Source organism: Myxococcus sp. NMCA1 (assembly GCF_026810205.1).
Lineage (GTDB): Bacteria > Myxococcota > Myxococcia > Myxococcales > Myxococcaceae > Myxococcus > Myxococcus xanthus_A.
Map to the genome: position 1 here is coordinate 6,800,981 of NZ_CP113950.1, position 25,767 is coordinate 6,826,747.

21 protein-coding genes and 2 pseudogenes are annotated in these 25,767 nt (G+C 66.9%); 10 read left to right on the forward strand and 13 right to left on the reverse strand.

Going from position 1 to position 25,767, the window contains the following annotated elements:
• Positions 1 to 266: 266 nt before the first annotated feature.
• From OZ403_RS27940 to OZ403_RS27950, 3 genes are all read right to left on the reverse strand, one after another.
• Positions 267 to 1,421 carry a hypothetical protein gene (locus tag OZ403_RS27940; RefSeq protein ID WP_268782213.1) on the reverse strand — a complete coding sequence of 385 codons (1,155 nt, stop codon included), beginning with the start codon at positions 1,419 to 1,421 and terminating at the stop codon, positions 267 to 269.
• 185 nt (positions 1,422 to 1,606) lie between these two features.
• Entirely contained in the window at positions 1,607 to 1,927 is a 321-nt protein-coding gene (locus OZ403_RS27945) for a hypothetical protein (RefSeq protein WP_140794400.1), read from the reverse strand.
• Between the two features lie 179 nt (positions 1,928 to 2,106).
• Positions 2,107 to 2,778 carry a pentapeptide repeat-containing protein gene (locus OZ403_RS27950; protein ID WP_140794401.1) on the reverse strand — a complete coding sequence of 224 codons (672 nt, stop codon included), beginning with the start codon at positions 2,776 to 2,778 and terminating at the stop codon, positions 2,107 to 2,109.
• A gap of 1,020 nt (positions 2,779 to 3,798) precedes the next feature.
• Between OZ403_RS27950 and OZ403_RS27955 the strand changes: the two are divergent.
• Positions 3,799 to 3,999 (forward strand): annotated as a pseudogene (locus OZ403_RS27955) (tyrosine-type recombinase/integrase); the annotation flags it as partial.
• A gap of 57 nt (positions 4,000 to 4,056) precedes the next feature.
• On the opposite strand, the gene OZ403_RS27960 reads toward OZ403_RS27955, so the two are convergent.
• From OZ403_RS27960 to OZ403_RS27970, 3 genes are all read right to left on the reverse strand, one after another.
• Positions 4,057 to 5,220: a hypothetical protein gene (locus OZ403_RS27960; RefSeq protein ID WP_268782214.1), complete on the reverse strand. Its 1,164-nt coding sequence runs from the start codon at positions 5,218 to 5,220 to the stop codon at positions 4,057 to 4,059.
• A 234-nt stretch (positions 5,221 to 5,454) separates the two neighbouring features.
• Positions 5,455 to 5,889 carry a hypothetical protein gene (locus OZ403_RS27965; RefSeq protein WP_237079850.1) on the reverse strand — a complete coding sequence of 145 codons (435 nt, stop codon included), beginning with the start codon at positions 5,887 to 5,889 and terminating at the stop codon, positions 5,455 to 5,457.
• A gap of 139 nt (positions 5,890 to 6,028) precedes the next feature.
• Positions 6,029 to 6,934 (reverse strand): WG repeat-containing protein, encoded by a 906-nt coding sequence (locus OZ403_RS27970; protein WP_268782215.1) that lies wholly within the window; start codon positions 6,932 to 6,934, stop codon positions 6,029 to 6,031.
• 127 nt (positions 6,935 to 7,061) lie between these two features.
• Between OZ403_RS27970 and OZ403_RS27975 the strand changes: the two genes are divergently transcribed.
• Entirely contained in the window at positions 7,062 to 7,880 is an 819-nt protein-coding gene (locus OZ403_RS27975) for a hypothetical protein (protein ID WP_140794404.1), read from the forward strand.
• Positions 7,881 to 8,181: 301 nt separating this feature from the next.
• Positions 8,182 to 9,264 (forward strand): hypothetical protein, encoded by a 1,083-nt coding sequence (locus tag OZ403_RS27980; RefSeq protein ID WP_268782216.1) that lies wholly within the window; start codon positions 8,182 to 8,184, stop codon positions 9,262 to 9,264.
• Between the two features lie 59 nt (positions 9,265 to 9,323).
• On the opposite strand, the gene mtgA is transcribed toward OZ403_RS27980, so the two are convergent.
• A complete protein-coding gene (gene mtgA / locus OZ403_RS27985) occupies positions 9,324 to 10,223 on the reverse strand; it encodes a monofunctional biosynthetic peptidoglycan transglycosylase (protein ID WP_140794406.1) in 900 nt (299 codons plus the stop codon).
• A 94-nt stretch (positions 10,224 to 10,317) separates the two neighbouring features.
• Between mtgA and OZ403_RS27990 the strand changes: the two genes are divergently transcribed.
• Both OZ403_RS27990 and OZ403_RS27995 read left to right on the forward strand, forming a co-directional pair.
• Positions 10,318 to 11,913: a DUF4034 domain-containing protein gene (locus OZ403_RS27990; RefSeq protein ID WP_268782217.1), complete on the forward strand. Its 1,596-nt coding sequence runs from the start codon at positions 10,318 to 10,320 to the stop codon at positions 11,911 to 11,913.
• Between the two features lie 44 nt (positions 11,914 to 11,957).
• Positions 11,958 to 12,377 (forward strand): hypothetical protein, encoded by a 420-nt coding sequence (locus OZ403_RS27995; RefSeq protein ID WP_268782218.1) that lies wholly within the window; start codon positions 11,958 to 11,960, stop codon positions 12,375 to 12,377.
• A 50-nt stretch (positions 12,378 to 12,427) separates the two neighbouring features.
• On the opposite strand, the gene OZ403_RS28000 is transcribed toward OZ403_RS27995, so the two are convergent.
• From OZ403_RS28000 to OZ403_RS28015, 4 genes are all read right to left on the reverse strand, one after another.
• Positions 12,428 to 14,116: an LVIVD repeat-containing protein gene (locus tag OZ403_RS28000; RefSeq protein ID WP_140799508.1), complete on the reverse strand. Its 1,689-nt coding sequence runs from the start codon at positions 14,114 to 14,116 to the stop codon at positions 12,428 to 12,430.
• 249 nt (positions 14,117 to 14,365) lie between these two features.
• On the reverse strand, positions 14,366 to 15,142 hold the full coding sequence (locus OZ403_RS28005) for a collagen-like protein (protein ID WP_268782219.1): 777 nt from the start codon (positions 15,140 to 15,142) through the stop codon (positions 14,366 to 14,368).
• 281 nt (positions 15,143 to 15,423) lie between these two features.
• Entirely contained in the window at positions 15,424 to 16,494 is a 1,071-nt protein-coding gene (locus tag OZ403_RS28010) for a hypothetical protein (RefSeq protein ID WP_268782220.1), read from the reverse strand.
• A gap of 109 nt (positions 16,495 to 16,603) precedes the next feature.
• Positions 16,604 to 17,674 (reverse strand): hypothetical protein, encoded by a 1,071-nt coding sequence (locus OZ403_RS28015; RefSeq protein WP_237077475.1) that lies wholly within the window; start codon positions 17,672 to 17,674, stop codon positions 16,604 to 16,606.
• A gap of 127 nt (positions 17,675 to 17,801) precedes the next feature.
• Between OZ403_RS28015 and OZ403_RS28020 the strand changes: the two genes are divergently transcribed.
• The 5 genes from OZ403_RS28020 (at position 17,802) to OZ403_RS28040 (ending at position 21,817) form a co-directional block, all read left to right on the forward strand.
• Positions 17,802 to 19,943 (forward strand): S9 family peptidase, encoded by a 2,142-nt coding sequence (locus OZ403_RS28020; protein ID WP_268782221.1) that lies wholly within the window; start codon positions 17,802 to 17,804, stop codon positions 19,941 to 19,943.
• A 242-nt stretch (positions 19,944 to 20,185) separates the two neighbouring features.
• Positions 20,186 to 20,683, forward strand: a complete 498-nt coding sequence (locus OZ403_RS28025; RefSeq protein WP_268782222.1) for a hypothetical protein — start codon at positions 20,186 to 20,188, stop codon at positions 20,681 to 20,683.
• A 24-nt stretch (positions 20,684 to 20,707) separates the two neighbouring features.
• A complete protein-coding gene (locus OZ403_RS28030) occupies positions 20,708 to 21,118 on the forward strand; it encodes an alpha/beta fold hydrolase (RefSeq protein ID WP_237077477.1) in 411 nt (136 codons plus the stop codon).
• 104 nt (positions 21,119 to 21,222) lie between these two features.
• On the forward strand, positions 21,223 to 21,366 hold the full coding sequence (locus OZ403_RS28035; protein ID WP_237077478.1) for a hypothetical protein: 144 nt from the start codon (positions 21,223 to 21,225) through the stop codon (positions 21,364 to 21,366).
• 232 nt (positions 21,367 to 21,598) lie between these two features.
• Positions 21,599 to 21,817 carry a hypothetical protein gene (locus tag OZ403_RS28040; RefSeq protein WP_268782223.1) on the forward strand — a complete coding sequence of 73 codons (219 nt, stop codon included), beginning with the start codon at positions 21,599 to 21,601 and terminating at the stop codon, positions 21,815 to 21,817.
• Between the two features lie 188 nt (positions 21,818 to 22,005).
• On the opposite strand, the gene OZ403_RS28045 is transcribed toward OZ403_RS28040, so the two are convergent.
• The gene (locus tag OZ403_RS28045; RefSeq protein WP_237079856.1) at positions 22,006 to 22,455 is read right to left on the reverse strand and encodes a hypothetical protein; all 450 of its coding nucleotides are present in this window, start codon (positions 22,453 to 22,455) and stop codon (positions 22,006 to 22,008) included.
• A 339-nt stretch (positions 22,456 to 22,794) separates the two neighbouring features.
• Positions 22,795 to 25,679: pseudogene (locus tag OZ403_RS28050) on the reverse strand (YncE family protein).
• Between the last annotated feature and the right edge of the window lie 88 nt (positions 25,680 to 25,767).

Below are 25,767 nucleotides of genomic sequence, written 5' to 3' on the forward strand. Positions count from 1 at the left end.
CGCGCTTGACAGCGCTACTGGCGACATGGCGCGCCATGACGGCTGCCCGGCCATGCCCTGACATCGTAACCACTCCTGCTCCTCCTCCATGGATTCACTTTTGGTCATCCGCTGGATGGCGTTCATCCCGCGAGGTTAATGCCTGCTCTGGGCGAAGTCTGCCCGGCAGGGGCGTGCTCACGCCGCGAGCGTGAACCTCGTGTTCCGTTCGGGCGGGTGAGCAAACCGCGTCCTCCGAGCCGAGGGGCGCGTGGCAGCCCGCCCCTTCACGCCGTGCTCACGAGCCTCGCGCACGCGTCGCGCTCATAGGGGAGCCCCGCCTTCCGGAAGTGCCCCCCTGCGTTGCCGAAGCGCGGGTCCCAGAGGTGCGCGGTGTCCACGAGCGCGGCGAGGAAGCGCCGCTGTGCTTCTGTCCTCACCACCCCATCTCCACTCGGAAAGGCGTGGACGAGGAGGGGGCCCCACTCGAAATCCACCCAGGACTTCTTGGTGGTCCGCGCGACCGCTACGGCCGCGTCCACCACGAGGTCGAAGTCAGGGACGCGCTCCAGGAGCCGCTGGACGACCGTGAAGCGCGGCTGCATCGGAAGCTGCGGCGGCTTCACCGGGAACCAGTCGTTGATGTGCGCGGCATGCTGCTCCAGCGCGGTGCGCAGCTCCCGTGTCGCGACCTCGCTCCGTGCCAGGGACGGAGCCATCGCCGCGCAGAGGCGCACCGAGGGTTCCGCATCCGACAGAAAGTCATCAACGGGCACGTTGAGCTCTCCCAGCGCCAGGAGCAAGGAGCATCGCTCCGCCACATCCACCGTCCGCTTCACCATCTCCATCAGCCGCTCCACCAGCTCGTCCCGCCGCACGTCCGACGCCGGCGACGCGGCGAGCGCGGTGGCGGCCAGCGCCGCATGCATGCGCACCCGGGCATCCGCATGGTCCAGGTTGGCCAGCAGCGAGCGGGTCAGGAACGGCGCCACCCGCGCACACGCCAGCACGGACTGCGCATGGAGCGCGTTCGCGGCGTCCTCGTCCTCGTAGATGGCATCATCGTCGTCCGCGTCCAGTAGCGGCCCCAGGTCGAACCGGGCCATCGACTCCAGGTCCTCCATCGTCGCGCCGCTCCGCTCGAAGGCGTCCACCACACGCGTCAGGAACGAGAGCAACTCCGCGCGAACGGGCGCCTCGCCCGCATCCAGCCTCGCGTCGTCGAGCAACCCGAGAATCACGAGTGCCACAGGAGCCGTCGCGGGGAAGACGGTGCCCTGATGGATGATGGCCGACCACAGGTGCTGCATGGCCGAGTTGCGGGCCCGCGCGTCCTCGGTGAGCAGGGCACGAAGGTGTTCAGGCGTGTCAGTGGCGCGGCCATAGGCGTGTACCAGCCGTGACCAGTCCGTCGCGTCGAGTGCAGGAATCCCGATGAGCATCGGCGCGACTATCCCCCACGAATGACATCGCCTCAATGCATGCGCCCAGCGACTTCGCGCGCCACGCCGGGTCCGCGAACTGTGCGGCCAGCCCAACCGGCGCCTGAACTCCAGGCCGAACCGGCCAGAGACGCCGCAGGGGCACATGAGCGGTGAGCGTCAAGGTTGTTGTCGCGTGAGAGGGTTCAGCCGATGCGCTTCATCGCCTGCACTGCCGGGGTGAGGTTCGGAGAGTGGCCGAGACAAACCGGCCCCATCGGTGTCCAGTTGCGCGTGTTGCGGCTCCAGCGCTCGGGATGGCGCGTACGTGCGCATTGGTACACCTCGCGGCGTCGGACAAGCAGTGCGTGCTCGCGCTCGAAGCGCCTGTCCTCGGGCGTGACGAAGCGGATAGCGAAGTGGCGATGCTCGCGCAGGAAGACAAAGAGCCTCCTGCTCTTCCCCGCGAGCTTCAGCAGGCGCTGCTCCCGTGCGCTCTGCTCCACAGCCGGCTCCCAGCGTTCCACGAGCCACCTCCGCGAGGGGGTGACCTATGCGCGCAGCGCCAGCCCGCGTCGATCCTCTGCCGCTTGCCTGCTCCCTCGACGTAACCTGATCGGCGCTCTAGCGAACGCCAGACTTGATAGCCGAGCGACGGTGGGCGCCAATAACTGCCAAATGCTGCCCCACTGTATTTCCAAGGCAACTATTGGCGTGCACCGCGGTCCTTCCGCCCCACTCGCTTTTTTACGTCGTCGTGATAGCCGACTACAAGCATACCAAGCGTCCGTGCAAGGTCGATAGCCGACTCCAGGGGAACACGTGTGTCCTTCAGCGTGTTTCGCGCGGGATCGAGAAACACCCCACTTGCCCCTGAGAAATCCGCCCGGTTGAGATTGCAGCCGTGGAAGTTGCTACCACCGAAATCCGACCCGTCGAACTCCGAATCCGTCAGGTCCGAATCAAAGAAGTTCGCTTCCCGGACGACGCAGCGCAGGAATTTCAACTTCCTCAGATTGAGCCCGACGAAGGAACAATAAGACAAGCCACAATCCTCGAAGTGAAGATCGGGATTCGAAGAAACGTCGCTCCAGTCAATCCCCATCAGCTTTGAATTCTCGAAGCGAACATCCCGAAACTTCGCGTTAGCAACCTGCGCGCGCGTCACGTTACATCCACGAAAAGCGCACGCCTCCATTGTCACCCCCTTCCAGAGACTCTCGTGAAACTGACAGTTCTCAAAGACGCAACGATAGAACTCCTTATCGCCTAGATTCGCCCCTTGAAGGTCTTCACCCGAGAAGGTCTCACTCTCAAAGTACTCTTCGCGAGAGAGGCGCTCTGCCAAACGGATATCTTCTTTGGCTTTATCGGCCATCGACTGGCTTTCTCCCTGAGAAATGAGGCATGCCGGACGCACGCGACAATCGCGAACGCGATCGACACAAGCCCATGCTGCCGAATCAGAGTACAGACACATCAAGGGAGAAGCAATGGTGTTTCCGCCGCTTCAAACAACAATCGTACGGCGAGCCTTAAGCATGCCGCGCAATGCCTCGCTTTAATCCATCAGGGGTGACTACCCACCTAAAAACAGGCTCAATAACCGCCCTGGAGGGCACTGTAGGGCGCGTTACGCCCCTCTAACGTCCGGGCCATGCGGTACGACAAGGAGAGTCGCACTATTCGCCGCTGGAGGCTCTTAAAGGGGCTGAATTCCTAGCCACCCGCAGTGAATAATTCATCTCCCACGGTGAACCTCGGCAACCTACACCAGGGCTGTTCGTCGTGACTCCCTACACAGTCCGAGATAGCCGACTTCTCTTTGAACGGTAATTAACTAGATGAATTAGGGGGCCTGTATCCCCGAACCATGCCGGAGGTCAGGCCAGAAGCGGCCTGCCAAGCCCAAAGCCAAAGCGTGCATAGGCTGCGCTCACGAGCGGAGCTATTGAGTTCCCGATGGTCGCGAGGGCCTTGTGCAGGACGGCCAATCTCTCTGGCTTTCCCAGTCAGCACGACAGTCCTCGCACTTCCCGTTCCAGGCGATGCCATCCGACGGCACTCGACGTGGTGTGGGGCCTAGCCCAAACGTTGAACCACTCCCGGAAGTCGCACGCACCTACGTGGGGTCGGCGCACTTCGCCGCTGACGTAACCCAAGTCGAAGGACCCACGTAACGTGAACAACGCACTGACGAAGATTGCCACCGCGAAGGCTGCGGCGAGCGCTATCCGCGCTTCAGTCGCAACCTGCTCGAAGTCGAAGTCATCCGCACGAAGGAGGGCTTCAAGGGCGACTCTGCCATCGCCGAGCTGACGGTTCGCGAGTCCGAGCCCTCGCGGGTGGCGAGACTCCGAGCCGACCGGGCGAGACGTTCGACTACATCGAGAACCTGAGCAGCCACCTCGCCATGAGAGGTGTCCCGCTGAAGGTGATTCAGGAGCTGATGGGGCACGCGACCATCGAGATGACGAATCGCTACGCCCACCTGAGCCCCGACACGCGGAGAGAGGCGGTCGGCGTTCTCGACCGGCCCTCTGCTCCGACGTGCGACATACGTGCAACACAGGTGGCCGACACCGCTAACCACTTGTAGCTACTAAGTAAAACAGTGGAGGCGGCGAAAATCGAAGCCGCCGCTCGGCGGGGAATGTCAGGCCCTGTGGAAGGCCTTGGCGAAGAAGTTCTCGATGCGGGACTTCTCCGGCTCGATGGTGCTCGCGGGCGAGGCCACGCTCGTGGCGCCAGCGAGCGCGGGGCGCAGGCCCGCCGCGATGCCCGGCTCCAGGTGGTGACGCAAGTCGACCGCCACGTCGGTCTTCACGTGGGTGCCCACGCCCGCGGCGGCGTTGACGTCCGCGGAGTGCTTGAGGAAGCCATTCTCCAGGCCGAGCTTGCCGCCCGCCTGGGCCGCCGCGCCCGCCACCACACCCCCGGTGACCGAGCCGTGCAGCCGGCCCACGTGGCCACCCGCCGTGGCATACGCGCCCGCCGTGGCGGCCGCGCCCACCTGCCCCGAGAGCATCGCCGTGGCCGTCTTCGGGTCCAGGCTCGCCACGCCCTCGGCGTAGGCAGAGGCGGAGGCCTTGGCCTCACCCTTGACGTACCCGCCGACGTGCCGGTTGAAGTCGTGGCCCGCGCTCGCCGTGACGCCCACGCCCGTCTCCGCCTTGGCCGTCAACGCGGCCGTGTAGGCGTGCTCGTTCCTGTCGAGCGACACACCGGCCTGGGCCTGCGCCTTGAACGTGTTGGCCTCGGCGGTGACCTGGCCACTGGTCACACCCAGCCGGCCCGCGTGCGTCTTCTGCAACTCGTAGCCGACGTGAGGCCCACGTAGCTCGGCCTGGGCCGAGTAGTGGTGCACGCCACTGCCGCTGTAGCTGGAGGTGGAGGCCTGCATCGAACCCACGTTGCCGCTCACCGTTCCGCCGAAGGTGTCCTTCTGGAAGGGGCTGCCCGGCTTGTCGACGAACAGCTTCTGCTTCGCGGCCAGAGGCGCCGTGAGCTTGTTGTCACCACCGCTCACCATCACGTCCGACGCCTGGCCCGTGCTCAGCTCCCAGGGGCTGTAGGAGGGCGCCCCCTCGGGCATGCCCGGGTGCTTCAGGGGCTTGGAGTCCGTGGCCGCCGGCGCAGTCGCGCCAGGAGGGGTCGCCGTGGGCTTGGTGGCCGTCACCGCGGGCGCGGTCGCCACAGGCTTCGTGGGCGTCGAGGCGGGGAGCGTGGACGCGCGCGCCGGAAGCTTGGACTGAGCCAGCTTGGAGGAAGGGAGCGTCGCGGAACGGGGCGGGGTCGAACCGATACGGCGGGGGGACATGGGAGGCTCCTCGGAAGGTCGGTGGAAGGCTCGGTACAGCGATGGCCTGTCCCACTGCAGCCGACATGCCATGCCTATGTCGAACGGTGTGGCCACTGCACTCCTGTGGTTTCAAGGAGTTGGAGGGAGGCACCTCGCGAGCGATACGCGGGCCCTGGTGACGGCAGACACCGGGGCCCGGACAACTGTCATCAGGACATCGAGGACGACGCGCATGCGCCCACCATGTCCCCTTCAGCGGCGGGGAGTGGGCGACTTCTCGCTGCTCGCGCGGCGCGCCCGGACAGGCGGCGCGGGCGCTTCTGGCTCGCTGTCGGGCAGCGCGGTGAGCTCTACGTGGTACGACTCCCGGTAGTCCGCCGCCCAGAACAGGGTGGCGAAGACGGGGAAGACGAACAGTCCTCCGACGATGCCGCCCGCGGTGCGCGCCCCGCTCCACTGATCGCGCCGAATGGTGACGTACTCGGGAGCGTGGCCATCCAACTCCAAGGTGAAGCTCTCCGTGTTGTTGACGGTGGCCGAGTCGCTGTACTCGTACGGCGTCCGGCCGAGCACTTCGCCCGAGCGCGAACGGACCTTGGCGCCGCTGGGACTGGAGCGAATCACCGTCGAGCTGGCGCAGCCGGTGGACAGGAGGACGACAAGAGCGGAGGAGACAAAGCGCTGCATGGGATGGACCTTCAGGTGAAAGGGTCCCGCTCCCGGTGCAGCCGTTGGACCAGCCCTTCCCGCCCGTGTTCTGGCCTACTTGCGCGGGCCTGGGCGTCCACGGGCGGAGCGCCAGTCCCGGCGCCTGGATACCGCGCCGTCAGCCGCTGAGCACCACGGCCAGCCCGTGGGAGAAGGGCTGAGCGGAGACGAAGCGAGGAGGAATCGCCCAGCTTCCGTCCGGGCGCACGTAGCCGAACAAGCCATCCTGCTTCACGACCGCCAGCCCTTCCGAAAACGTACCGTGGACCGCTTGGAAGCGGGGCTCGATGACCAGGGCCCCCGTCCGGTCGATGAAGGCATAGCGGCCCTCCACCTTCACGGGAGCCAATCCCCCGCGAAACGCGCACTCCGTCAGATACGTGTCGCCCCAAGGCGAGAACGTGGGCTCCAGCACCCATGCGCCGGACTCGTCCACGAAGCCGAACTTCCCACGCTCCACGACCAGCGCCAGCCCATCCGAAAACCGGCCCATCGTCATGAAGCCGAAGCTGGCGAGGCACTCCCCCTTGGGGTCGATGAGCCGGCTTTGCTCCGTCTTGGGACGCGCCTTCAAGACAACGTGCGCCTTGCCCTCGAAAAAGGGCCTGGCCAGCCCGCCGGCGAATCCATCCAGCACCACCTCGCCCTTCCGGTTGATGTACGCATCGGAGGACTTCGCCCCCGCGCGCATCACCGGCGCGAGCCCCGAGCCGAAGCGCCCCACATTCTCATACGTCGCCCCGGCCACGACGTACTTCGTGAAGTTCGCCTTGAAGGCCACGGGCAACACGAGCTCGCCCTTTTCGTCGATGAAGCCCTCGTCCGTCAGGGCCAGACCATCACTGAAGCCAGTGAAGGCACGCTTCACCTGGAGCTTGGGCTGCCCCTTCGCGTTGATGAAGACCCAGCCCTTCTCGGCGGGCATCCGGGCCCAGCCCTCGTTGAAGCTGAAGGGCGTGCCATGGGGGCTGGGGATGACCAACTCCCCCTTCGTATCGATGAAGCCGTAGCGCGTGGCGGGCATGGCGCGGACCCTAACGACGGCGTCCGCGACCGTCCACCCACATGGCCGCATGCACGAGTGGCGGCAGCGAGTGAGGCCGGACACTCCCGTTTGTCTGTACACCACTGGCTCGGCGAGGATGCGCGGCATGGATGACTTCTACGCGGACGTCCTCGACCACGTCGGACGCCCACCCCGAGAGTTCGGCTCCGTCCACCTGCACGTGGAGCCCGTGATTCGACATCCACTCGGGCAGGCCACCGCCGTCGTGTGGCTCCAGGCCGCCTTCGAGCCCCTCGCCGCGACCCCGTCGTCCGTGCTGGTGATGGGCAGGCAGAAGCAGGGCTCCGCGCACCGGATGCTGGGCCAGTTCCCGCTGCCACCTCTTGAGGGAGGCCGCGTCGTGCGGTGGCGGCTTCCGCTCGAGCTGCCCCCGGAGTTCGATGAAGTCCACTTCCAGGTGGAGTCGAGTCTTCACCCCAACGCCGGGCGCGTGCGGCCCGCGTGGAAGCTCTTCGACACCCTGGAGATTCCCAAGGAGAGTGACATGAAGGCGGTGTCGAGCGAGGTCTCCATGGGAATCGACCTCGGTGAATCGCTGCTCAACACCGTGCTGTCTGGGGGCCTGAGTGTCACCGCTTACATGAAGATTGGACCCCAGGTTTCACCGGGCAACCTGGCCGTGAAGCGCCACGCGGCGGCCACGCTTCCGACAGCCTTCATCGCAGCCGTGGTCGACGGTCCCTTGGAGCCACTGTCCGACCTGCAATGCGAGCTCGTCTGGGAGCCGGGGATGGCCCTCCCCGCCGCCAGCGCCGCGCCCAGTTGGAGCACGGAGGCCACACCTCCCATGGCAGCTCATGTCTTGAAGACACTGCGGACATGCTACGCCTGCGGCTTCGAGGGCCCACGAGAGGAGTATGAGCGCGCCACGATGTGTCCCCGGTGTGACGCGACGTGGATGTAGGCACGCCAGGAGAAGCCGCTGGCTCTTGGATGTTGATTTATATATCAAAACTGTAAATCAGAAAGTTCGCCAAGAGCCGCATCTATCTGTCGGGGCTCTCGGCGGGGGCCATTGTCACCTGAACGTACGCGGTGAACCATCCGCACAAGCTCGCGGCCATTGTTCCCATCACGGGGAATGGCAACGGGCTTCCCATCTGCAACATGTGGAACGTCCCGGTGTGGGCGTTCCATGGCACGGCACGTGGGGCCCATTTCCCATCCCGGTTATCGGGCCTCCCCTGTTGAGATAGAACGGGGGCATGCTCCACTCGCGTCGTTTCGTCCTGGCCCTCTCGTCCGTTGTCGCGGTCGCCACCGCTTGCAGTTCGCCGGATCCAGTCCCGGACCGCCCCAACATCCTGCGCTTCGAAGCAGCCCCCGCGACCATCGCTCCGGGCGTGTCCGCCGAGCTGTCCTGGGAAGTCACCGGCGCGCAGGACCTCTCCATCGATTACGGCGTGGGTGCGGTGAGCGGAAGCTCGGTGCAGGTCCGCCCGACAGCCACGACGACGTACACACTCACGGCGACCAACGAGAGCGGCAGCACCACCGCGAGCACCACTGTCGCCGTGAGCACGTCCGATGGGACGAATCTCTCCGGAAGCCTCACGACGCGCACACTGACGCGAGCGGGCTCGCCGTATCAGGTCACCGGCGACTTGACGGTGCCCGCGGGGAGCCGGCTCACCATCGAGCCCGGCGTCCACCTCGTTTTCATGGGACACCACAAGCTCGCCGTGTATGGGCGAATCACCGCGCAGGGCACCGCGGCCAGCCCCATTGTCTTCACCGCCAACAATCCCACCCGAGGCTGGGCTGGACTGCGCCTGGCGGCGACGTCGGACGCCGGGTCGGACTTCCTGGAACACTGCATCTTGGAGTACGGCAACAAGGTCGACGGCGAGAACGGCGCGGGCGCGGAGGGCTCCTATTCCGAGAACGCCGGTGGCGCGCTTTGGATTGGCTCACGCGCGAACGTGAACCTGAATCACAACGAGTTCCGCTTCAACAAGGCGCCCGCGTTCGGCGGCGCGCTGATGCTGATTGCGCCGACCAGCTCGGGTGTCGCCACCGGAAACATCTTCCACGGAAACGAATGCACCGGTCCGCGAACCCAGTTCGGAGGCGTGGGCGGAGCGGTCAACACCGCGCACCTCCCGGCCAGCAACCAATGGACGTTTCGCGGCGGCGAGTTCCGTAACAACAGGGCACCGGAGGGCGGGGCACTCTACTTCTTCGACAGCAACGTGATCCTCGACGGGATTTCGCTGTCTGGAAACAGCCCCCAGAACTGGGCGACGCCGGAGCCACACCGGCTGACGCTCATCAACACGCCGAGGTAGCGAGAGGCCCCCGCAGCACGGTCCCCATCGTTCGACACAAACCTGGCCGGGCCCGCGGCTCAGCTCTCCGAGGACAGTCGGGAGATGGCCTCCACCACGGAGCCGGGCACGGAGGTTTCGCCGAAGAAGCGCGAGAGTTCTGCCTGGGCCTCGCGGGCTTGCGTCGCGGTGATGCGGCCCTCGCGCTCCAGCCGCCCGATGATGGCGCCAGCCCGGATACGCAGCGTCTCGGGCTTCTGGGCGGGCAGCCAGCGGCGTGGGGCGGGAAGCATGCCCGCGAGCATCGCCCCCTGTGCCACGGAGAGCGCCCGCGCCGAGGTACCGAAGTGCTCACGCGCCGCGGCCTCGATGCCATACACGCCCTCTCCCCACTCCACCACATTCACATACAACGTGAGGATGTGCTGCTTGGACAGATGGGTCTCCAGCTGGCGGGCGAGCAGCAACTCCTTGCCCTTGCGCAGGAGGCTGCGGTCCGTGGAGAGGTAGAGGTTCTTGGCCAGCTGCTGGGTGAGCGTGGACGCGCCGCGGCCCAGGCGCGCCTTCCGCACGGACTGCTCGAGGGCGTTCTCCACCTCGATCCAATCCACGCCCTCGTGCTTGTAGAAGCGCGCGTCCTCGGAGCTCAGCACGGCGTCCACCGCGTGCGGCGCCACCGCCTCCAGAGACACCCAGGCCTGGCGCACTCGGGGCTTCTTCCCCTCCGCCAGCGCCTCCTCGGCCCGCTGCGTGATGAGCGCGGTGGTGCGCGGGTTCTGCGTCTGAAGCGCGCGGACGTCGGGCAGCCGCACGTACTCCACGCTGAGCCAGACGACGAACAGCAGCCACCCGCCAAACATCCAGCGGCCCCAGCCCGGACTGGAATCCTTCCCCACGGCGCGCCGGGCGCCGGAAGGGAGCTGCTTCGTCTTCTGCGTCCGGGGGGAAGAGGCACGGACGGAGGGCGGACGGGAGGCCATCGGTATGCACACATCTGCCCCGGTCCACGGTCCCTGTCCAGAAGACGGCCGGGAAGGCACGCAGCGGCCTGTCTTGAGTAGGATGCCAGGCGCAATGCCATCTCTTCGTACCGCGCTCGGCGCGGGAGTCCTCGTAATGGGCCTGGGCGCCGGGCTTGCCGTGACCGCTTCACGGGCAAAGCGGAGCGCCGACGTCGAAGCGCGCATCGCGGCGCGCCAGGAGCCCGTCCTGACACCTGCCCCCGGCCCCGCGCCGCGAGGGCTTCCCATCGTGACGCCTGCCGGGCGCGAGGAGGGCAAAGTCCCCCAAGGGCATGTGGACGGGGTGGCACTGCGCTCGCTCCTGCTCCGACGCCAGTTCGAGGAGCTGACGCTGGCGGTCGAGCAGCTCCAGTGGGGCATGGAGTCGAACCCCCAGGACGAGCACTGGATGACGGACGGCATCCTGGCGCTCGGCAACGGCTCCTCCGAGTCGACGGAACTCCTCGACGCCTGGGTGGAAGCGTCACCACGCTCCTTCGCGCCCTACCTCGCGAGGGGGACGCACTGGGTGTCGGTGGGATACCTGCGCCGCGGGGGGAAGACCGTGGCGGCGACGGCGAAGGAGGAATTCGCCGGGATGCATGGGGCCTTTGAACGCGCGGTGCCCGACCTCGTCCGAGCATGGTCGCTCCAGCCGAAGGCGGTCGCGGCGGCGCGGCCGCTCATCTATGTGGCGAACGCGCTGGGGGACGACGAGGCTCGCGAGCGCGCCTTCACCCGCGCCATGGAGCAGTGCCCCACGTGTACGGACGTCCGGGCCGTCTATCTCCACGGACTCGCCCCCCGCTGGGGCGGCACCTACGAGAAGATGGACGCCTTCGCCGAGGCGCAGAGCCTCGCTCGCCCCAAGGTGGGCTTCCTGCGCGGCTTTGCCGATTTTGACCGCGCACACGACCTGGCGCTCCAGGGCAAGAACGATCAGGGACTGGTCCTGCTCGCCCAGGCGCTGTCAGCCGGCGACTACTGGGAGTTCAGGCTGGCTCGGGCGAAGCAACTGCGCCGCACCAAGGCCCTGGACGCCGCGCTGGAGGAGGCGAACCGGGCCGTGGCCCTTCGGCCCGCTCGTGCGTCCGTCTATTTCGAACGTGCTCGGATTCTCTCCAACAGCCGGAAGTGGGAACCCGCGGGCAAGGACCTCCTGCACGCCTTGCGGTTGGACGCGACGGACTCGGACGGACGGGCCCTGCGGGACCACGTGGTGAAGGGCGTCATCTACGACGCCTGGGAGGCGCACAAGGCCGGACGCCGCGAGGAAGCGTTGGGCCTGCTGGAACTGGCTGGGGAGCTCGCTCCGGGCAACCCCGAGGTCGCGCGGCGGCGCGCCTGGGTCGTCAAATCTCCACAGCAGGCAGAGGCACGGGCCGAGGAGGCGCAAGGCGAGGGGGCGGAGGACTTCCGCACCGTGCAGCAACGGGACTACGCCCTGGCGCGCGAGCGGCGCTTCAAGGAAATCCTCCCGCTCTGGGATGCCTTCATCGAACGCAATCCCGACCACGAGCTGGCCTACATGGAGCGCAGCGGGACGCACTACCACCTGCGGGACCTCAAGTCCGCGCTGTCAGACCTGAAGAAGGCGTGTGACCTGGGCGTCAACGAAGGCTGTGCCCGGGCGCGCCAGGTCGAGCGCGCCAAGCCCGCGGCCCGCTGAGGCGCGACCGCACAGACCCGCTGCTCCAGCGACAGGGAAACAGCATGAGACGCCTCGCCCTCCCCCTCCTGCTGTTCACCACCCTCCCTGCCTGCGGCACCGTCGCTCGCGAACGACCTGCACAGGAGCCTCCCGCCCTGGCTCCGGCATGCCCGGCCCACAAGTTCGCCTTCACCCAGAAAACAGGATGCCGGAACGATGGCTCGGTGGAGTTCTGCCTCCCCACCGGGGATGACGCGTTGCTCGCCCGCGTGCGGGAGCTTGCGCCGACGCTCCAGGTAGGAGGCGCCTCGCGAGGCCGCGCCGGCTGCGACGTCCCCCACGAGACGCTCTACCTCTTCCCCACCGGCGATACGGAATGTGACTCGCGCCACGGCGCCATCACTCCCAGCGCGTGGGGCACACTCTGCCGCGTCGCTGAGATTCCGGAGGTACGCAAAATCGTTCCCACGTGGTTCGAATAACCCGTCGTGCCGCGGGGTGCCCACCGCCATTCGCGATTGCCGTTGGACGCTCAGAGTTCGTTGAGGATGAGCAGGCCGCGCACGGAGTCGGCGGCGTATACGTACCCGTCGCCGGGCACTCGGATGCCGAAGGTGCCCTCGAAAAGGTGGTCCGTGCGGCCGGGGTCGCTCTCACGGAAGGTGCTGTAGTGCGCCACCTGGCGCGGCTTCGTGGGGTTGGACACATCCAGCACGCGCACGCCCTCGTGGTACCAGGCGATGTAGAGCAGGTGGCCCTTCAGAATCAGGTTGTGGATGGACGTGACGGGGCTGAGGCGGAACTCGCCAATCTTGACGATGTTCGCCGGGTCGGTGACGTCCAACACGCGCAGATGGGCGCCGTTGAATTCAGTGCCCTCGAAGGCGATGGTGCGCCCGGCGAAGGTGCCCACGGCGCTGTGGTGCGCGTAGGCGTCGAAGCCGTGCACGTACTGGCCCAGGTGCCGCACGTTGTCGAGGTCGGTGACGTCCACGATGGAGTAACCACCGAAGCCATTGCTGATGTAGAGCCGGCCCTCGTACGCGAAGGCGTCGTGCACGCCCCCCGCGGAGAACTCGGACGGCACGGTGATGAGCTGGAGCAGCACGGGCTCCAGCGGCGAGGTGACGTCGTGCACGAAGGTCACCTCGCCGGGCGACATGGCATAAAGCCGGTTTCCATCCACCAGCACAGTGTGCGCCCCGTACGACCCCGCAGGCAGGTGGCGCACGTACTCCGGCTGCGCGGGGTTGGAGATGTCATAGACGACGACGCCCGCGCGGTTGCCGGCGATGTAAAGGGCATCCCCCTTGGCCCACACGCCATTCCAGCTCGAGTCCCCTGGCAGACTGATGGAGGCCTTGAAGATGGGGTGCGCCCTGTCACTCACATCGAAGACAGTGAGCCCGCCGATATTGGTGCCAACGAGGTCGTCGATGGAGACGACGTAGGCGTGGTTCTTCGTGACGTAGACGTCCACGGCATCCCCCAGTGCGACGGGGGACTCGGAGATGAGGCGCAGCCCGCCCGAGGACTCGCCCTCCCCTCGCTGTGAGGGCATGCGATGCGCTTCGAAGGTGCCGGCCCGGCTGAACCTTCCGTTGGTGCAACGGGCATAGCAGCCCGTGATGATGCCGGGTGAGGGCACCTGACAGCCGGCGAGCGCGGTGACAGTGACGGCCCCGTTGAAGGGATTGGCGCGGCTGCCAACGACGAAGAAGCTCCCGCCGTCCGTGTTCCGCGTCAGCAGCGGCTGGCCGTTGAGCGTGTCCGTCCCTCCGTCGGAGAAGAGCTGGTAGCTGGCGAAGTCGGGGGCAATCTGGGTCCCTCCGTCAGACAGCAGGCGCTCACCTCGCATGTCGACCTGGTAGATGCCGTGCTGCACCACCTGGGAGAGCGCCTCCGGTGAACACTGCGAAACGTCGTAGCGCGACAGGTCATCACACCGGATGGTGGTGGGGTCTCCCTGCTGATTGAAGTCGCATGGCGCGAAACGGCCCCGGTCAATCCAGTCACCGCGCTCCTCCAGCACGGTGTAACCGCCATCCCACGGCGCCTCCGTGCCCGCATCGGGAGTGCCGGAGTCCAGCGTCCCCGAGTCCTCCGGAAGCCAGGTGCCTGCATCACGAGTGGGGGCGGATTCGTCACAGGCGGAGAGCGTGGACAGCAACAGGACGCAGGAGGAAAGCAGCACCAGAGACGGACTCAACACGGACGGCATCGTGGACCTCGCGAGCAAAGGCTTCCCACAAGCGTGGGGCCATGACTCAAGCAGCCTGACGCCCTGATTCCCTCATTGAGGCGAGAGATGGTTGTGGGGTGGAGGCAAGGTCCGCCCGCGAGCTCGGAATCCCGGGGAAAGCGCCCCGTGCGGTCCTGGCCTTGCATGACGTCCGGACCGGCGCGGCTCCAGCGTCCAGCAGCCACGCCCAGTCGGGTGAGGACAGGGCGTGGGCGGGCCGTGGGAGGCTCAGGTGTCGCCGCTGTAGGAGCCCACAAGCTGGATGTGGCTCTTGCCTGTCTCCGAGCAGGTCGCGTTGACGCTGACGCTCCAGGCCGGAACCTCGGAATGCCAGGTAACGGTGCCCGTCCAGTTCGAGCAGTCCCGGGCGTTTTCATCCGCGAACAGGGAGAGCGACACCCTGGAGTTCGGCAGGGTGAAGACCTGCCCCGGCGCCGTCATGGGCCGGGTCAACCGGATGATCAGCGTCGAGAAACCCGCGCCACAGGTGACGCTCTCATTGCCCGTGATTCCCATCTGCACGGTGAAGGAATTCGTCGAGAGGCAGCTCGAGGGCGCGTAGCAGTAGAAGCGATCAGGCGTAACGACGCCGCCATATGTGTTCTCGTAGACCGCGCCCGTGCTGCTGATGGGGCGACTCATGGTCCACTGACACGTGGGCCTCTCGGTGCGGCAGCACGCGGCGTCGCCGGGGGCGCAGGCGGTCGTGAAGCACCCCGTGGGATTCGTCGTCGTGCCACCCGCACACTTCGTGTTCAGCACGGCGTCGGTGCCCGAGCGCGTGCAGGCCCACAGCCTCGTTCCCTCGCAGAAGAACTCTCCCGGCGTGCAGATCTCCGGCGACTCCCCCACAGGGCCCATGGGGCCCGCCGGCCCGGTGTCGCCCCGGGGCCCCTGGGGGCCCTGCGCGCCCGTCGCGCCAGGCGGGCCCTGCTCGCCCGTGTCGCCCTTGGGCCCCTGCGAACCCTGGGGGCCCATGACGCCGCGCGGGCCTTCAACGCCCATCGGGCCTTGTGGGCCCGTCAGGCCCTGCTCTCCGCGCGGCCCCACGGCCCCCCGCGGCCCCGGAGGTCCGCCTTCGGGGCCCTGGGGGCCCTGCGGTCCCGCCGGCCCCTGGGGGCCCACGGGCCCCTCAGAGGAACAAGCGGTGGTGAACAAACAGCACAGCAACAGCGGGAGGAGTGCTCGCCCGAAGGAGGTCTTGATCATTGACGGGCGCGTGCCCTAGCAGCTTGCCAGCGCGCGGAGCAAGGCCGTCCGGAAGCGGGGGCGCAGCAGCCCTCCCTTTACCAAGTGTAATAGCAGGCGTTGCTGCAGTTCGTGCCGTTGCAGAGCGCGAGGTCAGCGTAGTTGTGGCAGGCGGGGACGGTCAGGTCCGACATGGTGTAGCGGGTGATGATGTCTCCGCAGGCAATCACGTCGTCCGTCGTGCCCGAATTGTCGGCCACCGACATGGCGTTGGAGACGTACGAGTCGCCGCTCGCGGGCAGGCCCTCGGTCCACCGGCCCATGGTGACGCGCTTTGCGGCGAGGGCCGGAGCGACCGTCGCTCCGAGCTTGACGTTCCACATCTGTCCAGGCGTGAGCTGCACGCTGTCGGCTCCTGCGCCTCGGCTGAAGTTGAAGGTCACCGGCCCATTACCCGCGCAGTTCAGCACGGCGAAGTGCATGGAGTGCCCTGAATGACTGAACGACAGGGGGCCGTTCCAGTTGGTGGCGCGCAGACGGACTCGCGTCGCGGTGCCCCGAACCTTGTCGCATGCGAGCAACTGAGGGGAGCAGTCGCCGCCGTCCTCACTTCCGAGTGGGAAGTCACAGTCCGGGGAATTGCAGTAGTAGTCGCTCGTGAAGGCCGTGTGGATGACCTCCTGGCTGGGGTCCCCGCAGGTGGGGTCTCCATAGACGGAGGCAGCCCAGGCGCGGTTCGAGGCCGAGCAGCCCCCGGTAAGCGAGCGGGGCTCATCGGGGAAGGTGGTCGGCAAGGCGGAGAGCTCTGCCTCGTTCTGCCGCCGGAGCTGCGCTCTTTCGCCCTCATCCATCGCAACGAGCGCGTGGCCCGCCAGGACCGGGGGCAGCGCGTGCCCCTCGGGTGCCACTGCCAGGAACACCTCCGCCGCCGAGTGTGTCTGGAAGAAACGAGGGGCCACGAGTGGACGCTGCGGATACTGTGCGACGACGGCCACGTTGACCGCGCCCCCGTCTCCCTCGAGCCAGAGCACATGGCTGTCAGACGTCCCGATACGGGCAATCTCGCGCGGTCCGGACGACTCGGTGGGCGCCGCCCATACGGGGAATGCCCCCAGGAGGCTGAGGGCACCAGTGCAGGCCAGCGCTCGGAATGAACGGGGCGACGTCATAGCGGGAACTCCGTGAGGAAGGACGGCGCTCATTCGCCGTCACTCCCCTGAACGGAGCCGAGCCCCGATTTCCCTCACCGAGAAACGAAAAACCCTGACCGCGGTCCTGTCACTCCTCGAAGAGTGAGAGCTGCCCCAGCGAGCGCAACGCTCCCACCGCCTCTTGCGGAGTTGCCCGAACACGGACCTGCGACACCGGTGTCGTGCCCGTGAGGTCCACTTCCATGAAGGACTGCACACCGGCGCCATCGAGCAAGTTGGCCAGAGGCATCCACTGGGCGCCGTCGGCGCTTCCCTCCAGCACCAGCTCGCTCATGGTGCCCGACACCCCGAAGTTGCGCAGCACGGCCTTGCGAGGCACCACGGACCGCGAGAGCTGCACGGCGACTTCACGGACTCCCTCTTGGAAGAGCACAATCCCTCCGAGGTCGCCGTTGGTGACGCGGCAGGGCGTCTCGGCGTTCAGGTAGGTGCACGCCGCACCACGGCTTGCCGGGACGAGGGCACGGCGAGGCAGGACAACGTCATCACTGGAATAGGTGAGGCCGACCGTCACGCCCCCCGCATTCACATCGCGCTCGGTGATGATGGAGGCCTTGAGCCCCTCCGCGTCCTCGAGGACGTAGTCGCTCAGGAGGACCGGCGAGGTGGCCTTGAGCACCTGCCAGGCCTCCCTGCCGCTCGACGGGTGGAGGTACAGCACGTGCTCATCGTTCCCGGCACCGTGGGTGGCGGACAGCGGCCGGAAGCCCACGCTCACTCCCTGCGCCTCCGCGGTGGCCGTCAGCGTGCCGGTCCACTCCTGGAAGACGGGCAGCGCCACCTCCGACTGCTGGATGAGGAAGAAGGCCGAAACGCTCCTTCCCTGGGACTGCTCGGGCGAGCGGGCCACGAAGCAACGCGCGATGCTCCCGTTGCGGGTGTCCGCCCCCAGCAGGTCGACCTCGAAGGTGCCATCGGCGCGGGTCTTCACCGACCTCCAGCTCGCCGAGAAGGCAGCGAACGCGCACGAGGAGTTCTCACTGCGGTAGAGCTTCAGCAGCGTGTCCGAGAGCGGAGCGCCCGCCTCGTCAATGAGTCGTCCACTCAGGACGATGTCCTGGTCCTCCGCCACCTTGCTCTCGGTACAGCCGCCCGACATCGCCAGCACACCCAACGTCAACGTGCGCATCCATCGCATGGGAACCTCCTCCACCGGTGAGCCTGGATGTCAGTGCAAGACCGGTGCAGAGGCCCGCTTCCTCTGAGGACGAGAGCCCGGGCCGGTCCGTTCCTGACAGCGGCGTCCTGGCGCGGCCCCTACGCGGGTGCCACCGCCGCTTCGCAGCGCCTTCCAGCACCGGAGCAGTGGGGACTGGCGGCTGTGCGCCGGAGCCAACCTCGCACCCGACGCAGGCAATGGCCAGGGGTGTGCCCTGAGCCCTCCTCCTGGCGCGGTGCAACGCCTTCCATCTGGAAACTCGTCTCCCGCCCCCAATCACGCCACAGTCTCTTGCACTCCCCTGCTCCACCACCCGACTTGTGGAACCCCCATGACCTCCTGGTCCACCCTCACGCGAGCCCTTGTCGCCATCGTGGTCCTTCCCTCACTGGCACTATCCGCTCCCCGCGCCGGGACGACCAGGCCCACAGGCCCGGCAAAGCGTTACACCGTCGAGCAGTTCATGGAGACGACCTCCGTGCTCGGTGCGTCCTTCTCCTCGGATGAGCAGCGGGTGCTGTACTCGTCGACCGAGACCGGCGTCTTCAATGTCTTCTCCGTCCCGGTGACGGGCGGAAAGCCCACGCAGTTGACCCGCTCCACCCAGGACGCCTCCATCGCCGTCGCCTACTTCCCCACCGATGACCGCGTCCTCTTCACGCGAGACTCGGGAGGCAACGAACTCGCCCACCTCTACGTGCGCACGCTGGACGGCCAGGAGAAGGACCTCACTCCGGGCGACGAGCACCGCGCATCCTTCTTCGGCTGGAGCCAGGATGGCGCCGCCTTCTACGTCCTCACCAACGAGCGCGACACACGCTTCCAGGACCTCTACCGCTACGACGCCAAGACGTATGCCCGCACCCTGCTCTACGCGGGCGATGGCGAGCATGTGCCCGGCGCCCTCTCCCCGGACGAGAAGTGGCTGGCGCTGGAGAAGTCACGGACGCTGTCCGACAGCGACGTCTACCTCTACGAGTTCGCCACCCAGCAGCGCCGGCACGTCACCGCGCACGAGGGCTCGGCCAGTTGGAAGGCGGCGACCTTCGACCCGGCGTCCTCCGCGCTGTACCTGCTCACCAACGAGGGCTCCGAGTTCATTCGCGTGGAGCGCCACGTGCTCGCCACCGGGAAGCGCGAGTTGGTGGAGCAGCTGAATTGGGACGTGCTCTCCACGGTGTTCTCGCGACGTGGCACGTGGCGCATCACCCGCGTCAACGAGGACGGCCGCACCACGCTTCGAGTCCACGACGTGAAGGCCGGCAGGCGCGTGCCCCTGCCAGGGATTCCAGAGGGGGCGCTCTCCGGTGTGAGCCTGTCCCGCGGTGAGAAGCGAATGGCCTTCCACGTCGACGGAGACCGCTCGCCCGGCAACCTGTACGTCTACGACTTCGAGACGAAGAAGCTCACCCGGCTGACGGACACGCTGGGCCGGACTCTGGACACCCAGCACCTGGTGGAGTCGGAGCGGGTGCGCTTCAAGTCCTTCGACGGGCTGGAGATTCCGGCGCTGCTCTACAAGCCCCATCAGGCCACCGCGAAGCGGCGCGCCCCCGCCATCGTCTTCGTCCATGGGGGACCGGGAGGACAGTCTTCCAAGGGCTACAGCAGCTTCTTCCAGTTCCTCGTCCACCACGGCTACGTGGTGCTCGCCGTCAACAACCGGGGCAGCGAGGGCTACGGCAAGTCGTTCTTCGCGGCGGATGACCAGCAGCACGGCAAGGCGCCGCTCCAGGACTGCGTCGAAGCGAAGAAGTACCTGTCCGCCCTCCCCTACGTGGATGGCGCGCGCGTGGGCATCCTGGGCCCCAGCTACGGCGGATACATGGTGCTCGCGGCGCTGGCGTTCCATCCCGACGTCTTCGCCGTGGGCGTGGATGCGTTCGGCATCTCAGACTGGTTGAGCGCTCTGAGAGAGCTGCCGCCCCACAAGGAGGCCCTGCGCGAGGCGCTCTACCAGGAACTGGGCAACCCCCAGACGCAGGAGGCGATGCTTCGAGAAATCTCCCCGCTGTTCCACGCGGAGAAGATTCGCAGGCCCCTGCTCGTCATCCAGGGCGCCAACGACCCGCGCGTGCCCAAGGCCAAGACGGACGCGCTCGTCGAGGCCGTCCGGAAGAACGGCGTGCCCGTCGACTACTTCGTCCTCCCCAACGACGGCCATGGCTTCAGCAGCGCGAAGAGCGAAGCGGAGACCTCCGTCAGGATCCTCTCCTTCCTGGACCAGTACCTCCGACGGAGCCCCTGAAGCCGTGAGCACGGCTTCGCACGTGTGCAACTGCATGCACAGTGGCTGACGCGGCCTTCTGTTATTTCGTGGGGTTTCGCGTTGGCATGCCCCTTGATGGGTAGGGGCACATGAATCTCAGCTCCCTTCGCGTCCGTGCTCTTGCTGGCCTCGTGTCCGCGCCGATGCTCGCGCACGCCCAGGAAGAACCGCCTGTCGCACCCCATTCCGCGCCTTCCGCTGTCCATGGGGGAACCCAGAGGTTGAGCAGCGCGGCGGCCCTGGGCGTGCACTCGCTCTCGGTGGACTCCGTCTCCCCTGCGTCGATGGCCTTCATCGTGGACATCGAGCAGCCCCTGTCACCGTTCATCTCGGTGTTCGCAGGCGGGCACGTGGGCGTGAACCTGAAGGCGACGGGCCTCCAGGCTGGCGGCCGCGTCTATCTGACCGGGAGGCCCTTCCAGGGCCCCTTCCTGTCCGTCCAGGGCGATGGCACCTTCTTCGACGCGGATGAGGATGTATCGAAGCTCCGCGCCTCCGTCAGCGGACTGGTCGGGTATTCGCAGCAGCTGGGCAACCAGTGGCATATCGCCCTGGCGGGCGGCGCTGGGTTCAGCCACCTCCGGCAGGAGACCGAGCTGCCGCGCTCCGCGACCTGCACGCTGTTCTCCTGGTGTCTGCTTTCGCAGCCCGAGCGCACCGTCGAGACAACGCAGACGCTGCATCCCGTCGTGAGGCTCACGGCGGTACACCGGTTCTAGGGCAGGACATGCGATGATGGCCCGATGAAATCGGCATTCAAGGGTGAGCAGGCGAAGGCCGTGCTCTCCCGGTGGCACGACCATTTCCGCGGCCGCCTGCGGGTGCCCACGGAGAGCCGGACGGTGCAGACCCGTGTCGGTGACACGCATGTGCTGGTGGGCGGTCCAGAAGCCGCGCCCAACGTGGTCGTCCTCCACGGGGCGCTCGCGAGCTCCGCGCATGTGCTCCACGAGCTGGCCCCCCTGCTGGAGCAGTTCCGTCTTCACGCGGTGGACGTCGTCGGCCAGTCGGTGAAGAGCGCGGATGTGCGGCCTTCGGTGGCGAACAACGCGTATGGCGAGTGGCTCCGAGACGTCCTGGATGGGCTGGCGCTCCAGCGCCCCCATGTGGTGCCGGCTCGCTGCTCGCAACTCCATCGCCATCTCCTGGCGTAAGAACAAGTTCGAGAAAACGGGTGACGGGTCCCGGCTCACGCACGGTGGCACGGCAGGCTAGACGCCGTCACGCTTCGTGAACTGGGTCGTCCTACATCCCCGGGATGAATCACCTGCGCACGGCGGGCGTCGCAGCCGTGCCCATTGACCAGCGCTACGTCAGCCAGGGCATTGGCACCGGCCCCGCCGAGCGACTGGAGAAGTACGGCTCCGACCACTTCGCCTACACCGCTACGGTCCGGTACTGAGCCTCGTTCACCGCCGCATCGTATTTGGCTCCGTCCTCTGCTCGGACAACAGGGGGCGCACCACGGCATGTCACAGCACGCTATCGAGGACCCCGTCGAGGACAGTGTCCAAGAGGTGCTGCGCTTGGCCTGGGATGACCAGACCAAGCGGCAGCGCTTCGGCGCGCTGTACGCGTGACAGGGGCAGTACGACTGCCTGCCCGATGCTTCGATTCCGAGGTAGGCTGACACCATGGTGCATCTGACCGACCGGGCTGCGCTGCCTCAGGAAGCGCGCTCCGCCCTGGAAAAGGAGCTGGCGTCCCTCACGCTGCTCCAGGACGTCGTGCGCTGGGGCTTCGCGAGCTCGCCGCCGCGCGATGTCACGGAGGTCATCGCCCAGGACGAGTTCACCCACGACGTGGTGATGCCGTGGATGGAAGGCAGCTATCTCGTCTTTGACACGACCTGACTGGGCGGAGTCACTGCGGTCTCCGTGTGGGACCACCGACCCAGCGCAGATGAACTCCTCGATGCCCGGCTTGCATCCGGATGGACGCCGACGCCCACGAGCACCGTCGACGGCGACATCATCATGGGACATGCCGCGTGCAGAGTGCCGCCTCAACGGCCCTGACAGCCGGCCGCCTCGGCTGCTCGCTAGTCATGGAGCCCTGTGCCCCCCAGCACGGGGGAAGGCGCGCTCACGGCGGGCGGCGACGTGGCCGGCAAGGCTCCCGCGGTGGCACTGCCGAACATGCGCCGGATGTGGTCGCCGTAGAGGGTGATCGTCAGCAAGCCAATCAAGACGAGGAATGAAAGCGCGGCCACCACGGTCGCCGCCGTGCCCAAGAGTGTGACCGCCTCCTCTCGCTGCTGGCTCCAGATGCGACGGCAATCCCCCGTGACGACGGTCCCATCCGGTCGGCGGTAGAGCCGGACACAGACACTTCCACCGGGCTGGAGCAGCGCCTCCACCTCGAGCGTGGTCATCTCGCTCAGGTTGTGGACGGAGAGCCTGCAGGCACCACAGTGCCGGACACGTGCATCCCCTTTCATGTCCTCCCAGCGCATCTCGCAGGGCGTCGCGATGGTGAGGCGTTCCGTCATGGCGCGTGTGTCCATGACGGAGGACATTATGGGACACGCCCTTCTACAGACATCGGCCTTCCGTCCGTAGGATGAATGACCGATGCCTGGGGCGACACGGAACCGGGGACGGCGGGTGCCCCCCAGGCGCGGCGCGTCCCCTCCAGCGGCCCGCCAGAAGGACCCAGCACGCCGTCTCGCCCGTACGCGCCACAAGACTCACATTCCTCCGAGCCTCGGGCCCGGTGCTGGCTCAGTGCAAAGGGAGGCAACAGCTGGCAAGCCCACCGGCGTATTGAGACACCGGTGGGTTGCGACTGCACCCATCTCAGCTCCCGCCGAGGTCAACACGTTCGCCGGCTACTGGCCGTCGAGCCTGCCGTCCAGGTTCCGGTCGAGCGCGATGCGCCTGCCGGAGCCCGGAGGAACCGCGGTGAAGGTCACCTCCTGCCCCGCGGTGTTCGCCAGCGCCCGGAGCGCCGCGGTGGAGATGTTCGCGCCGCCGTCATCGGGCTTCCAGGTCCCGGGACCCCGTTCGTACAGGAAACCCTTCACCCGGCTGCCGACGGCTACCTTCGCCACCACGTCAGCCTCGTAGGTCGCGCCACCGAGAACCTTGGACGCGAACTGCGCTCGGGACCGCGCAATCAGCAGGTCGATGCGCGCCCCCACGTTGGCGGCATTCGATGCCGTGAGCGTCACTTGCTGGCCGACAATCGGCGCCAGGTCGGTGTCCGCCGCCAGCATGAAGTCCTCCATCTGGCGACGCTCGGTGTCGTTCCGGAAGCCCACGAGGGGCCCACCAATGCTGGTGTTGGAGAACACGATGGCGCTGAAGAAGCGGAACAGGGTGTCCACCGCGCCGTCATGCGTGAAGCCGAAGCCGCGAACCTGGTCACCCACCTGCCCCGTCTCCGGATGCAGGAAGAAGCTGCTGTCCGGGAAGCCGAACATGCCAACCTTCGTGTACATGTTCCGCACGTGGGGAATCTTCATGATCTGGCTGATGCCCTCGAAGCTGGAACGGGTATCCGTGCCGAAGAAGCCCTGCGCACCGTCAATCGTGTGGCAGCCATTGCAGTTGAACCCGTTGTCATCGCCAATCGCGATGCCGTCCACCCGGCGGCTGCCGAAGTAGAAGTCGCTCGCCGCCTTCTGCGAAGCCGTGAGCGCGTTGTCCAGCCTGCGAATGGGGTTGGGCGGCAGCTGCACCTGGAGTTGGAAGGCCGTGAACTTGTCCATCTCCGCCTCGGTGGGCATGGACGCGCGGCCCAGCAGCTCCGGGAAGGCGACGATGAAGTTCTTGAAGGACATCTCCTCCCCGCCGGCATCGACACCGAAGAAGCCATTTGAACGGTCACCCCGCCAGTGCATGGCGCCCTGATTCGTCATGCCGCGCAGGGTCTGCGTCGTCTGGGCCCCTTCATCGGGTGGAACTCGTTCTGCTTCCCCGTTCCGTTGAGGGGCGAGCTCGGGTGGCCGGTGAAAGCACGGAAGATGCCAATCTCCAGGTCGCTCGCGAGGCGCATGTTGATGGGATTGGCCGTCACCGTCGCATCCGGGTTGCCCAGGTCCCAGGCGAGTTCGTCCTTGTCACCGAAGATGTGGCAACTGGCGCACGACGACTCACCGTTGGCCGATGAGAAGTTGGCGTCATAGAGGAACGGGCGGCCCTGGACGACGGAGGCGGGCTCCGGATTGTAGAGCGACACCGAGGACAGCTGCGCCTTGGTGGCCAGGTCGATGACCTTCACCGCGTTGTCGAAGCGGGTCATCACGTAGAGGCGATTGCGAGCCTCGTCCAGGACCAGACCGCTGGGCCCGCCGCCACTCACCGGGATGTGGTTGGCGCTCGCGGTGCGAGGGTCGAACGCATTGCTCTCCAGCGACGCCGTGTCGTAGACGCCAATCTTGCTGGAGCTGAACGCGGCCACGTACAGCTTCGTGCCATCCCGGGAGACGACCATCTCCGTCGGCGTGGAGAGGCTGTGGTTCTTCACCGAGGGGTCGAAGCCGGGCTTCCCCGCCAGCTTCGAGTAGTCGATGTGCTTGTTGAGATGCCGAGGGTAGGCCGTGCCCCCGGAGATGACGGTGATGCGCATCTGCGCGAGGTTGCCCTGCACCGTGCTGCCGCCGTATTCACCGGCGCCCTCGAAGCGGGTCAGGTTGTTGGCCTCGCTGTTGGACGCATACACCACGCCCGACTTCGGATTGGTGGCCAGGTTGAAGAGGGTGGTGCCCACACCCGAGAAGGAAGCCGTCTCTTGAAGGGTGTCCGCGTCGATGGCGAAGACATCCTTGTCCGGCAGACGCAGGCGCACGCCGTTGTTGAAGTTGCGGCCCAGTGTGTCCTGCCACTGCCCGGCGGCGCTGTTCCACTTCACGATGAGGGCGGTCTCCGGCGCCTTCGCGCCCTCGAAGTTCGTCGCGGGCCCAGGCAATCCGCCCGGCATCAGGTTGTTGCCGAATGGCGGGGTGTCGGGGAAGACGAGGCACATGTCCCGTTCCTTGAACCCGTCGCAGACGCTCCCCAGGCTGACGGACGTCGTCTGATTGCCGGACTGGGCAATGGCCGCATAGACAGTCTTCTTGTCCGGGCTGGTGGCGAGCCCGCGCGGCGTGTCGCCGAAGAGCGTCACGATGCGCAGGGGCGTACCGCCCAGCGTCGCCCCGAGCGAAGCCGGGTTGAAGACCCAGACGTCCGCGCGCCCCACGCCAGGCGTGGTCAGCTTCGGGTCTCCCGACCCGGGAACCGCGGCGATGGACGGGTCGGTGCGGTGCTGCCCCCGGTGCGCGGTGGTGATGAAGGCATGACCGTTGGTGCCGGCGAAGACGATGTCGCGCGGCTCATCGCCCACGAGCAGCGTGCGCACCACCCGCGGCGTGCCCACCAGGCTCACCACGCTGATGCTGTCCGACAGGTGGTTGACCACCCAGACTTCCGTGTCGCTGCGCGCGGCGACAGCGACGGGCTCCAGGCCCACCGGCACCGCCGCGATGAGCGAGAGCCCCGCACTGCTGATGGAAAAGACCTCCAAGCGGTTGTCCGGCGTGTTGACGGCGAACAACCGCGTCCCGTCCGGGGAGAGCGCCAGGGGACGCACGTGCGCGCTGTCGAACGTGATGAACGAGGGCACCTGGGCCGTGGCGGTGAATGCAGCCAACAAAGACGCCACGGCGCACAACGAGACGGCGCGAGCGCGCCAACAACTCCTGCGCACGCCCACTTGCTGAGTACCCACCATAGGGACCTCCTCACGAGACGGGGAAACGTTGCCGTCCAGGGATTAGCAGTGGACTTCGCGACAACGCCCCCACCGAAGGGAGGGGGAA

Excerpts from the sequence above, each read along its gene's own strand:
- OZ403_RS27940 (WP_268782213.1), bottom strand. The coding sequence starts at position 1,421 with ATGCTCATCGGGATTCCTGCACTCGACGCGACGGACTGGTCACGGCTG.
- OZ403_RS27950 (WP_140794401.1), bottom strand. The coding sequence starts at position 2,778 with ATGGCCGATAAAGCCAAAGAAGATATCCGTTTGGCAGAGCGCCTCTCT.
- OZ403_RS27960 (WP_268782214.1), bottom strand. The coding sequence starts at position 5,220 with ATGTCCCCCCGCCGTATCGGTTCGACCCCGCCCCGTTCCGCGACGCTC.
- OZ403_RS27965 (WP_237079850.1), bottom strand. The coding sequence starts at position 5,889 with ATGCAGCGCTTTGTCTCCTCCGCTCTTGTCGTCCTCCTGTCCACCGGC.
- OZ403_RS27970 (WP_268782215.1), bottom strand. The coding sequence starts at position 6,934 with ATGCCCGCCACGCGCTACGGCTTCATCGATACGAAGGGGGAGTTGGTC.
- OZ403_RS27975 (WP_140794404.1), top strand. The coding sequence starts at position 7,062 with ATGGATGACTTCTACGCGGACGTCCTCGACCACGTCGGACGCCCACCC.
- OZ403_RS27980 (WP_268782216.1), top strand. The coding sequence starts at position 8,182 with ATGCTCCACTCGCGTCGTTTCGTCCTGGCCCTCTCGTCCGTTGTCGCG.
- mtgA (WP_140794406.1), bottom strand. The coding sequence starts at position 10,223 with ATGGCCTCCCGTCCGCCCTCCGTCCGTGCCTCTTCCCCCCGGACGCAG.
- OZ403_RS27990 (WP_268782217.1), top strand. The coding sequence starts at position 10,318 with ATGCCATCTCTTCGTACCGCGCTCGGCGCGGGAGTCCTCGTAATGGGC.
- OZ403_RS27995 (WP_268782218.1), top strand. The coding sequence starts at position 11,958 with ATGAGACGCCTCGCCCTCCCCCTCCTGCTGTTCACCACCCTCCCTGCC.
- OZ403_RS28000 (WP_140799508.1), bottom strand. The coding sequence starts at position 14,116 with ATGCCGTCCGTGTTGAGTCCGTCTCTGGTGCTGCTTTCCTCCTGCGTC.
- OZ403_RS28005 (WP_268782219.1), bottom strand. The coding sequence starts at position 15,142 with ATGGGCGTTGAAGGCCCGCGCGGCGTCATGGGCCCCCAGGGTTCGCAG.
- OZ403_RS28010 (WP_268782220.1), bottom strand. The coding sequence starts at position 16,494 with ATGACGTCGCCCCGTTCATTCCGAGCGCTGGCCTGCACTGGTGCCCTC.
- OZ403_RS28015 (WP_237077475.1), bottom strand. The coding sequence starts at position 17,674 with ATGCGATGGATGCGCACGTTGACGTTGGGTGTGCTGGCGATGTCGGGC.
- OZ403_RS28030 (WP_237077477.1), top strand. The coding sequence starts at position 20,708 with ATGAAATCGGCATTCAAGGGTGAGCAGGCGAAGGCCGTGCTCTCCCGG.
- OZ403_RS28035 (WP_237077478.1), top strand. The coding sequence starts at position 21,223 with ATGAATCACCTGCGCACGGCGGGCGTCGCAGCCGTGCCCATTGACCAG.
- OZ403_RS28040 (WP_268782223.1), top strand. The coding sequence starts at position 21,599 with ATGGTGCATCTGACCGACCGGGCTGCGCTGCCTCAGGAAGCGCGCTCC.
- OZ403_RS28045 (WP_237079856.1), bottom strand. The coding sequence starts at position 22,455 with ATGACGGAACGCCTCACCATCGCGACGCCCTGCGAGATGCGCTGGGAG.